General features: G+C 35.9%; 3 protein-coding genes and 1 pseudogene. All 4 read left to right on the plus strand.

The window, feature by feature from the left end:
- The first annotated feature begins 98 nt into the window (after positions 1-98).
- A complete protein-coding gene (locus GKZ86_RS23545) occupies positions 99-3269 on the plus strand; it encodes a carboxypeptidase regulatory-like domain-containing protein (protein ID WP_154785485.1) in 3171 nt (1056 codons plus the stop codon).
- 116 nt (positions 3270-3385) lie between these two features.
- Positions 3386-3859, plus strand: a complete 474-nt coding sequence (locus GKZ86_RS23550; protein ID WP_154785486.1) for a DUF6495 family protein — start codon at positions 3386-3388, stop codon at positions 3857-3859.
- A gap of 1239 nt (positions 3860-5098) precedes the next feature.
- Positions 5099-10366 carry a hypothetical protein gene (locus GKZ86_RS23555; protein WP_194632633.1) on the plus strand — a complete coding sequence of 1756 codons (5268 nt, stop codon included), beginning with the start codon at positions 5099-5101 and terminating at the stop codon, positions 10364-10366.
- A 276-nt stretch (positions 10367-10642) separates the two neighbouring features.
- Positions 10643-12048: pseudogene (locus GKZ86_RS25285) on the plus strand (hypothetical protein); the annotation flags it as partial.

The raw sequence follows: 12048 nt of genomic DNA on the forward strand, positions 1-12048 counted from the left end.
TTTTGTTAACTTCTTGTTAATAAAATATAAAAATCACTCTTAGGAGTGATTTTTTTTTGCCTAATTTTGAGGGAATTAACTCACTCAAAACCAGGAAAATGAAAAAAATCTTTGCATTAATGTTATGTGTGTTGGGTCTCGCTGTGGCTACGGGACAAACCACAACCTCGAGTATTAAGGGTATTGTAAAAAGTTCAACTAATGAACTATTACCCGGAGCTGGAATTCTGGCAGTTCATACTCCAACCGGAACTAAATATTCAGCCATTTCCAATGAAGATGGAAGGTTTAATATTTTGAATATGAGAATTGGCGGTCCGTACAAAATTACAGTGACTTTTGTTGGTTTTCAGAATCAGGAATATACCGACGTATATCTTGATCTGGGAAAACCATTTAATCTGGATGTTCAATTAACTGATGCAAGTCAGACTCTTGAGGAAGTTAAGGTAACAGCCAAAGATAAAGTTTTTAAAAGTGGAAAAACCGGCGCAGAGACTACTATTGGAAGGAGAGAATTAACTGCTCTGCCTACAATTTCAAGATCTGCTGAAGATTTTACGCGTTTAGAGCCAACTGCAAGTGGTGGTTCTTTTGGAGGAAGAAATGATCAGTATAATAATTACTCACTAAACGGAGCAGTATTTAATAATCCGTTTGGGTTAGATGCTGCAACTCCCGGAGGACAAACTGGTGCTCAGCCAATTTCATTAGATGCTATCGAACAAATTCAGGTTGCAACTGCACCTTATGATGTTACGTTATCGGGCTTTACCGGAGCTTCTGTAAATGCCGTTACAAAATCTGGTACTAATGAAATTCATGGAACTGCTTATGCATTTTACAGGAATCAGGATTTAACGGGTGACAAAATTAAAGGAGAAAAAATATTTGTACCTTCTTTAGAGCAAACTCAGGCTGGTTTTAGTTTGGGAGCTCCAATTATAAAGGATAAGTTGTTTATTTTTGGAAATTTCGAAATTGATAAAAGAAGTGATTTAGGATCTAATTTCGTCGCCAATAATAACGATGGGGTTACCGGAATTAATGAATCGAGAGTATTAGAATCTGATTTGATTGCGGTTTCTAATGCTTTGGCAAATTTAGGATATAATACAGGTGCTTATCAAGGTTTTAAACATGAATCTAATTCAAGTAAAGGAATTATAAAAGTAGATTGGAATATTACGGATAATCATAAATTAGCTGTTATTTACAACTTTCTTGATGCTTCAAAAGATAAACCTGCTCACCCAACGGCTTTAGGTTTTAGAGGTCCAAACGCTTCGATTTTGCAATTTCAAAATTCGGGATATCAAATTAACAACAAACTAAGTTCGTTTTTAGTAGAATTGAATTCGAAATTTAGCGAATCGGTTTCGAATAAATTACAGGCTGGTTATACTCATTTTGATGATTACAGAGTTCCGTTTTCTACTCCGGCTCCCGTAATTAATATTCAGGACGGAGCAGGCTCTAACTATATTATTGCAGGACACGAACCGTTTTCTATTAATAATACGTTAGATCAAAAAGTAATTCAAATTACTGATAACTTAACTTATACACTTGGTAAGCACGCTTTTACTTTTGGAGGCTCTTTCGAAAAATTTGCGTTTAAAAACTCTTTCAACTTAGCTGGTTATGATAATTTCGGAAATCCAAATGGTTATGCCGGAACTTTTTTTACGCCCTATTTCACAGTACAAGATTTTTTAAATGATGCTGCTCAGCCTTATGCAACTAGTATTATTGCTCAAAATCTTCAATATGCTCAGGATGTGAATGCTTCAAAAAGTCAATTTGCAGTTGGAAGCGACGGCGGATGGAAACTGGCAGAACTAAACGTAGGGCAATTGGCTTTTTATGCGCAGGATGATATTAGCGTAAGCGATAACTTTAAATTATCTTTAGGCTTAAGAATTGATAAACCATTGTATTTTAATACTGCAGATTTGATTCAGAAATATATTGATACAGATAATGGTGGTGCAGGCAGGAATAATAGTATTCTTTATTATAACCCGCAAACTGGCCAGGAAGTCCCATTAATTTCTACAGATTTACCAAGCGACAGAATTCTTTGGTCACCAAGAATAGGTTTTAACTGGGATGTAAAAGGCGATGCAACTTCGCAACTTCGTGGAGGATCTGGAATTTTTACGGGAAGAATTCCTTTTGTTTGGTTAGGAAATCAGGTAAGTGGTGCAGATGATAGCTTTTTTCAAATTATGGATCCGGATTATAAATGGCCGCAAGTTTGGAGAACCAGTTTAGGATATGACCACAGATTTGAAAGTAATTATATTGTTACGTTAGATTTTTCATTAAACAAAGATATTAATGCTGTGCATGTTCAGAACTGGGGATTAAAACCTCCAACGGGAACATTGGCAGGTGTAGACAACAGATTAATTTATACTGCTGCTGACCACGGAGCAAACAATGCTTATGTAATGACAAATTCAGATAAGGGAAGTGCTTTTAATGCGACGGTTAAATTGCAAAAAAACTTTGAAAATGGTTTGTATGCCAGTATTGCTTATAATTATTTAAAATCAAAAGATGTTAACTCTATTGAGGCTGAGATTACGGGTGATGCTTTTTCTTTTAATCCGGCATTAGGAAATGTAAATAACGATGTACTTTCGAATTCTAAATATGGTGATAATCATCGTTTTATTGGAGTTGCTTCTAAAAAATGGAAATATGGAAAAGACAAGTGGGCAACTACAGTTTCGACATTTTTAGAATATGCTCAGGGAGGACGTTTTAATTATACTTACGGAGGTGATATTAATGGAGATGGTTCTACAGTAAATGATTTAATTTATATACCTACAACGGCAGAAATTGGACAAATGACTTTTAGCGGGCCCGGACAAGCGGAAGCTTTTGATAAATTCATATCTCAGGATAAATATATGAAAGACAGAAGAGGGCAGTATGCTGAACGTTATGGAGCAATATCTCCGTGGAGAGGCAGATGTGATCTGAAATTAATGCAGGATTATAATTTTAAATATTCGTCGGCATCTGAAAAAACAAACACGATTCAGTTTAGTATCGATATTTTGAACTTTGGGAATTTATTAAATTCCGATTGGGGCGTTGTACAGGTTCCAACGAGCGTTCAGCCAATTGGAGTTACAGTTGTCGGAAACACGCCAACATATACTTTTAATAATACTCAAACTAAAACTTTTAGTTATGACGCCAGTTTAGCATCGAGATGGCAAGCTCAATTTGGTATCAGATACATTTTTTAGTAAAGTAAAAAAAGTTGTAAATTTGCCCTCGCATTTGCGAGGGCTTTTTTATGTATTATATTGAAGCCTTAAAATTATAGAAGCTCTTTTTAGGGCATTTAAATACAAAAAAATAAATGAAATACGCAAGACTAACAAAAGAGCAATTTGATGAGTTACACGCAGAATTTGCTAACTTTTTAGCATCACAGGCAATTGATAAAGCAGAGTGGGATACTCTTAAAGTAAATAAACCGGAAGTTGCTGAACAGGAACTTGATGTTTTTTCAGATTTGATCTGGGAAGGCGTTTTGTCCAGAGCTGAGTTTTTGGAACACTTTTCTAAAAATCACATTTTTTTGTTTCAGTGTTTTGAAAGTCATGTGCAATCAATAGTGTTGAAGTCATTAGTACCTGAAACTGATTTTTTGACTAAGGAAGGTTTGCAATGGCTTAGTGATAATATGTTTACGGAAACTATTGAAATGAAAGTTGGAAAGAAAGTTTTTACGGAAGACAGGAACGCATCTATCTTTGAATTGATTCAACAGGGAGCTTTTTTAAGCGATGGACAATTATTTACACAGATTAATACGATTATAGAATCGTAATTTTCTTCTCATAAAAGATTAAAAGGTAAACAGTTGATGTTAAATTGTTTACCTTTTTTTATTTTTTTAACTTTTGTTTAGACTTTAATGCTTTTATTACCCCGTATTTTTACGCTTTTTTTTCGAATAGTTTAATAAATCGATACAGAGTGTTATTTATGTAAGGTTTACTTTTCAAATATTTTTTTAGCACTGTATTTCAGGTGTTTATAAATCATAAAAAGTAATCTTTTTCTTTCTTTTTTCATTTTCACAAAAAAAACTTAATTTTTTTGTGATTTTATTAACGGTTGAATTTCTTCTGTTAAGTCTTTATTTTATTGATATTTTGAATGAATTGCATTTTAAGCGATTTTATTAAATTTAAAAAAATAAGAATTTTATACTTGTTTTATATTTTGGTTTTTCTTAATTTTAGTAAAAGAAAGGTTAAACAAAATGTTTTTTACTTTTTCTAACGAGAGATAATTTAAAAGCATATTTTAAATTGTTTAATAAAAAGAAACTGATTACCGTTTTGCATTTCTAAGATTATATAAAAGCCGATTTTTTTAATAACTTAATTCATTCACTTATGGAATTGAAATTTACTCTCTTTATCAAGTTTGCATTAGGTACTTTTTTCATTTTAGCTTTATTTATTACTTTCTGGGATAAATTTAAATTTACCTCAAAATCCCATTTTAATTCAATAGCAAATTTGTTTTATAAATTTAAACATTCAGGCAGCTTTTTATTTCCAAACCCCAGTTGGCGTTTTAGAAATGAAAAGCATTCGTGTGTTTGATTTTTAATAAATTGTTTTTTATTAAAAATTCATGATTCAATTTTTTGGAGGTAATTCCAAATACACAAAATTATAGATTGACTAATCAACTTTTTATAACATTGAATCATCCTTTATATTAAAATCCCCCCTTACATTATCTAAACAATAAATTTTCTTTTATGAAAATTATTAATGGAACAAATCACTCCGTTTGGAAGATTGATTCAGGTCAATATTTCCCAAAAGTTTCGACGCATCTTTTATTCAAAGGGGATAAAAAATGCTCTGTAGTATATTTTTATATACTTAATACAACATGATTTTTTTAATAAAATCTAATTTGAACTCTTAGTAGATAAGATTTTAAATTTCGGTTTAACTAATTGATTATTAACGTTTTTTATAATTGCCTAAGCATACGTGCTTATTGCAACAGGTGTTTTATTGTCCATTTTCTAATCTTCCAAATTATGAAAAAATTCTTTACTTTTTGTGATCTCATCTTTCAGAAGAGATTGTTAGGACTATTTTTTTTAATGCTTTTATGTACTAATTCATTTGCGCAAACTTTTTGTAGACCCGTTTCTCAAACTAATTCGCAAGGTGGATTAATATGTGTTGGCTTAAATGTAGATAGTCCTGCCAGCGCATACGATAATGACGCAGGCTTAACTACTTTCGCAACTCTGACAAATGCTGTTGGAGTTGGGTGTTTCGTCGAAGAAACACTAACCCTGAATCAGACGGCAAAGGCCGGAGATCAGATTGTACTCTATATAGGTACAGGTAATGGTTTATTAGATGTAAGTTTATTATCTAATGCAACTATTCAGACTAAATTTTCCGGAGCAAATGTAGGTCCAAGAGTAGCTATAAACAGCCCACTTTTGAATCTAAATTTATTATCAGGAAATGCAGTTGCTGCCGTGTCCTATACCTTAACAGGAGATACGAATCAGGTACAGGTTCAGGTTGGTGGTCTTTTGAGCCTTCTTGTGAATTTACAAATTTATGATGTTCGTTTACAATTTGCAAATCCAACAGTAACAGGCGGTTTAACCCAAACTGTTTGTGCAGGAAATGCAACTACACTTACAGCTACACCAGTTGCAGGAACTACAGTTGCATGGTATAGCTCTCCTACATCTACAACACCTTTAGCAACCACGAACAGTTATACAACCCCTGTTTTAACAGCAAATACTACTTATTATATAGGAGTAACAAGAGCTGCAGGTTGTGAAGGTAATGAAAGACTTCCGGTTGTTATTAATGTATCAAATCCTGTTGCTCCGGTAATAAGTACTTCTGGTACAGCAATATGTTCTACAGGTGCTACACAACAAACTACTTTATCAGTAATTAACCCGATACCGGGAACTACTTATAATTGGTATAATGTAAATACAGGAGGCATAGCTTTAGCTTCCGGAACTACTTATTCTCCAACAGTGCCTTTAGGAACTACAAGTTTTTATGTTGAGGCTGCAATAGGAAGTTGTTTAGCTCCGGCAAGAACGCAGGTAAATGTAATTTCAAATCCAGTTCCGGCTTTGCCAACGGTTTTAACACAAAGTGTAACGATACAATCCGGTCAAAATGCGACATTAAGTGCAACAGCACCGGCAGGAGTTACATTAAATTGGTATGACGTAGCCACAGGAGGTACAGCATTAGCGACTAATACTTCTACATATACGACTTCAGTTTTAACTGCTACAAAAACATTTTATGTTGAAGCTCAAAGTGCTTCAGGAAATTGTGTGAGTGCAACAAGAGTTCCGGTAACGGTAACAGTTCAACCTTCAGCTTTAGGAGGATGTTTGCAGGCCAATAGCCAGCAAACAGTTCAAAACGGATTGTGTTTACTATGTAGTAGCACAAATCCTAATTTTTCTGTTGATGGAAACACTGCAACTGCAGCCAGACTTTCTGTTCCAATTGGTTTACTAACCGGATGGGTTCAGCAAACGTTACAATTTAATAACCCGGGTAAAGCTGGTGATATTGTTGATGTAGATCTGGAATTACCTGGCGGAATAGCTGATTTGTCATTATTAGGCGCTGTTACTTTGGCAACTTATAATGGTGCAACTTATAACAATGACAGAGTTCAGATTAGCAATCCTCTAATTACTTTACAATTGCTTACGGGAAATCGTTTTAGAGCCAGCGTTGTTGCAGGTGCTAATTTTGACCGTGTAGAAATTCGATTAGGCGGATTGGCAACAGTATTAACAACCTTAGATATTTACGAGGCAAGTTATAGATATAAAGCACCAACAATTTCAGGAAGTACAACAATATGTAGCGGGCAAACAGCTACTTTGCTTGCAAATCTTGCGGTTGGTGAAACCATAAATTGGTATAGTGCAGCATCAGGCGGAGCTTCTTTAGGTGCGACAGCTGCTTTTACAACACCGGTTTTAAATACTGCTACTACTTATTATATAGAAATAGCCAGAAACGGTTGTGTAAATAGTGAACGTTTTCCGGTTACGATATCAGTTGATAATCCTGTAGCACCAATTATTGCTACTGCAGGAACAACAATATGTAGCGGACAAACGACTACATTAAATGTACAGGCGCCAGTTGCCGGTACAGATTACAGATGGTATGATGCAGCTTCTGGAGGAACTTTATTGTTTACGGGTAATGCTTTTACAACACCAAATTTAACTGCCAACACTAATTATTTTGTTGAAGCAGGAATTGGAAGTTGTACTAATTCAACCCGTACTCAGGTAACGGTAAATGTTAATCCATTACCGGCGACACCTGTTCCGGCATCATCTAGTGTAATAATTCAATCTGGGCAAAGTGTAACGTTACAAGTTTCAAGCCCGGAATCGAATGTTACATTCGACTGGTATGATGTACCAACTAACGGAACAGTATTAGCGTCAGGTACAGCTACATTTACAACACCGGTTTTAACGGCAAACAAAACATATTATGTTGCAGCCAGAGGAACTGTATCAGGTTGTACAAGTAGTGCAAGAGTTGCAATTAATGTCATCATAAGTAACTTTATCAGTACTTGTTTACAGGTAAATTCACAAGTTACCAGTAGAGGAGGATTGACAGGATGTGTATTGTGTACTTCTGCTAATGAAGGAGCTTCTGCTGATGGAAATGCTGCAACTGCAGCAAATCTTTCTGTGCTTGTTGGTTTAGTAAATGATTACATTCAACAGATGCTAACATTTTCTACTCCAGGACAGGCAGGTGATATTATAGATGTTGAATTAGGAATTCCTGCGGGAATTGTAAATGTGAACGCTCTTTCTTATATAAGCTTAAGAAGTTATAATGGAGCAACTCCTAATAGTGATCAGGTAAATGTTGGTTCATTAGTAAATGTTCAATTATTATCTTCTACTCGTTTAAAAGCAAGCTTTGTAGCCGGAGCAGCTTTTACAGCTGTCGAAGTTAGACTAGGAGGTTTGGCTACAGTTGCTACAGGTTTAGATATTTATGGAGCATCATATAGATTTAAAGATGCTACAATTACAGGTGCAGGAGCTCCTATTTGTAGTGGTGATGTGGTTAATTTAGCGGCTAGCTCAACAGTAGCAGGAGAAACATTTCAATGGTATGATTCAGCAAGTGGCGGTGTTCAACTATCAGGTACATCAACTTATACACCATCTCCAAATTTAACAACAAGTACAACATTTTATGTTGAAGCAACACGTGCAGGAACTTGTATAAATAGCGTTCGTCAGCCAGTTACAGTTACAGTGTCTCCATTTGCAACTGCTGCAAATATCACAGTTACCAGTCCTGTAGAAGCAACTTGTACGGGAGGAGTTGTATTGTCTCCAACATCATCTTTAGTTGGGGCACAATTTAGATATTATACAGCTCAAAATAAAACTACAGAAATTGTAAACGGAACTGTGGGCGGAATAACCTATGCAAAAGACCCAACAACTGGAGCATTAACCATTACAGGACTTACAGCAGGCGGTTCACCTTACAGCTATTTTGTTTCTGTAACTAATGCAACAACTTGCGAAAATGTTGCTGGTACATTAGCACCGGTAACCGTTACTTATCCAACTGTTACACCTTTAGTAGTAACTTCACCTTTAGTAGGTTGTGGAACTGTAAATTTAAAAGATGCTATAACAGGTTTTGATACAACAGGAAATACAACTTATACTTTTTATGATTCATTAAATAATGTTATACCTGTAAATGCTGCAGCAAACATAAATACAAGTGGGACATATTCTATTCAGGCTCAAGGTAACGGTGTTACATGTCCATCTGTTACACTACCTGTAACAGTTACGATTAATGCGTTACCAACTTTAACCGTAACGCCTTCTATTTCAGTAAATGTTGGTACTGATGTGTCATTAAATGCAACATCAGACGGAACATTAGCTTGGTTTAATCCGCAAGGAAATCCTGTAGTAGGTCCACCTTTTTCAACAGGTGCATTAAATACACCGGGAGTTTATACTTATACCGTTGTAGCTACTAATGCTAATTGTTCAAGAACAGGAACGGTTTCTATTAATGTTATAGATCCAAACAGTTGTCAATTATTGGCAGAAAGAGTTTATGCTACGGCACAAACTTCAGGTTCAATTGTTACAGGAGCTGTTTCTAATGGAACAAATGCCGTTGACGGAAATACACAAACTTTTTCTACAATTACAACAGGACTTGGACTTTTAGGAGTTGGTACTACATGGCAAAATTTAACTTGGCCAGCCAACATTGTAAAAGGAACTCCGGTAACTATAAAATTAGGTTCAGAATATAGTGCGGTTGCCATAGGGCAAAACTTAACCGTAATTGGAACTAAAAACGGAGGTGATATTGGAACTATGCAATCTGTTTCAGGATCATTATTAAATTTATTATCAGGTGATAATTCTTTCGAATTTACTTTTGTTCCTGCAGATGCATCAGGACCACAAGATTATGATGGAATAAGAATTCAATCAGCATCTCTTTTAAGTGTTGCTCAAAACACAAAAGTATATGATGCTTATTACACACGATCAGTTCCAACAATAACATGTACACCGGGAGACATTCAGGATGTTTATTACGGAGCTACAGATTTAGGTGTAGGAGCAGTAACTGCTACAGTAGGTGTTAGTGACGCATTTAACGTTGCTGATAATGATGTTACTACTTTTGCGACTATGTATAGAGCTGTTGGAGTTCTTGCAGCTGCAGACTTAACAGTTGCATTTAAAACACCATCTATTGCAAGTGATACTTTAAGAATAGTGGTTTCAAGACCTGGCCCTCTTTTAGATTTAAATGCTCTTGCAGGATTTAGTATTCAACGTTATTTAGGGAATGTTGCCGTTGGTGCGCCAATTCAAAATACAAGCTCATTATTAAGCTTGAGAGTTTTACCGGGAACCACTTTAGCTACTATACTTTTATCTACACTTCCAGAACCTTATGATAGAGTTAGAATTCGTTTTGGAGGAGTTTTAGGAGTTTTAGAAGGATTGAGAGTTCATACTGTAGATCGTGTGGCAAATACTAAAGTTATAGGAGGAGATCCAAATAATAAAGTAACGGTTTGCCCCGGAACAGCAATTACGCTTCAGATACCGGCAGATGCCTGTTCAACTTACAGATGGTATGATTCGCCAACAGGAGGTTCTGTTTTGGCCAATGGCGTTACTTATACTATTCCGGCAAATTTACCGGCAGGAATTTATAAATACTATGTGCAACCGGTACGTTATACTTGAGAAGCTTTTGCAAGAGGAGAAGTTACGGTTGAGGTTAGAGCTTCTAGCCCTGAACCAGCTTTAACAGCTATTACATTAAATGGAGCAGCAACAACTTCAATTTGTTCTCCAACAAGAACAGTAACTTTAGCAACAAGCGTAAGTGGAACTCCGGCATTAACAAACCCAATTTACTACTGGTATAGTTTCAACGGAACAACTAGTCAGTTAATTCCGGGAGAAACAACTTCTCAATTAGTTGTAAATGGCTTAACACCGGGAACATATACTTATTTTGTGGGAGTTAGTTCTGATGAGTTTTGTGAAACTGCAGCAGCAGACAGAAAACAAATAACATTTACAATATGGCCTCCATCAATTGCAACTGATATTTTGGTTGATGATGTAGCAGTTTGTCACAATGAGCCAGCATCATTAACACCAACAGCAAGTACATTGACAAGCCCTGTATTTACTTGGTATTTAGATATAAATAAAACACAGCCAATTACAAATGGCGCTGTTATAAGCGGTGTAACCTATACAATTAGTTCTACAGGAGTTTTAACCGCTACAGGTTTAACCCGTGCTATGAGCCCGGCTACTTATTATGTGGCAGTTTCAAGTACTACAACCTGCGAGAATATTGCAGGAACACTTAAAACAGCTAATATTGTAGTAAATGATCCAAATACGCCAACAACTACAGATACGACACAAGATTTCTGTTTAGTAAATGCGCCAACATTTGCCAGTATTCAGGTAAATGAAGCTAATGTAATTTGGTATACGACAGCTACAGGCGGAACAGCAATTCCATCAACAACTGCTTTAACAAGCGGAGTTTATTACGGAGCTGTTTTAGATCCTGTAACAGGTTGTGAGAGTTCAATAAGATTACAGGTTACTATTAGCGTAACAGATCCTGGCACGCCAACTACAACAGATAATACTCAGGATTTCTGTTTAGTTAATGCGCCAACAGTTGCCAATATTCAGGTAAACGAAGCAAATGTAGTTTGGTACAGCACCTTAACTGGAGGAACAGCAATTCCATCAACAACAGCTTTGGCAAACGGAATTTATTACGGAGCTATTGTAGATCCTGTAACAGGTTGTGAAAGTGCTGTAAGATTAGCAGTTACAATAACTGTAACCGATCCTGCAACACCAACAACAACAGATAATACTCAGGATTTCTGTCTGGTAAATGCGCCAACAGTTGCCAATATTCAGGTAAATGAACCAAATGTGGTTTGGTATAGTGCAGCGACAGGCGGAACAGCAATTCCTGCAACAACAGCCTTGGCAAACGGAACATATTACGGAGCTATTGTAGATCCTGTAACAGGTTGTGAAAGTTCAATAAGATTAGTGGTTACTGTAACGGTAAGCGATCCTGGAACACCAACAACTACAGATACAACTCAGGATTTCTGTTTAATAAGTGCTTCTACAGTTGCCAATATTCAGGTGAATGAAGCAAATGTAATTTGGTACAGTACTCTAACAGGCGGAACAGCCATCGCACCAACAACTTTACTAACAAGTGGAGTTTATTATGGAGCGATTTTAGATCCTGTAACAAATTGCGAAAGTGCTGTAAGATTAGCCGTTACAATAAGTGTAACTGATCCGGGTACACCAACAACTACAGATAACACACAAGATTTCTGTTTAGTAAATGCGCCAACAGTTGCCAA

The organism is Flavobacterium sp. LC2016-13 (genome assembly GCF_009707955.1).
Taxonomy (GTDB): Bacteria; Bacteroidota; Bacteroidia; order Flavobacteriales; family Flavobacteriaceae; genus Flavobacterium.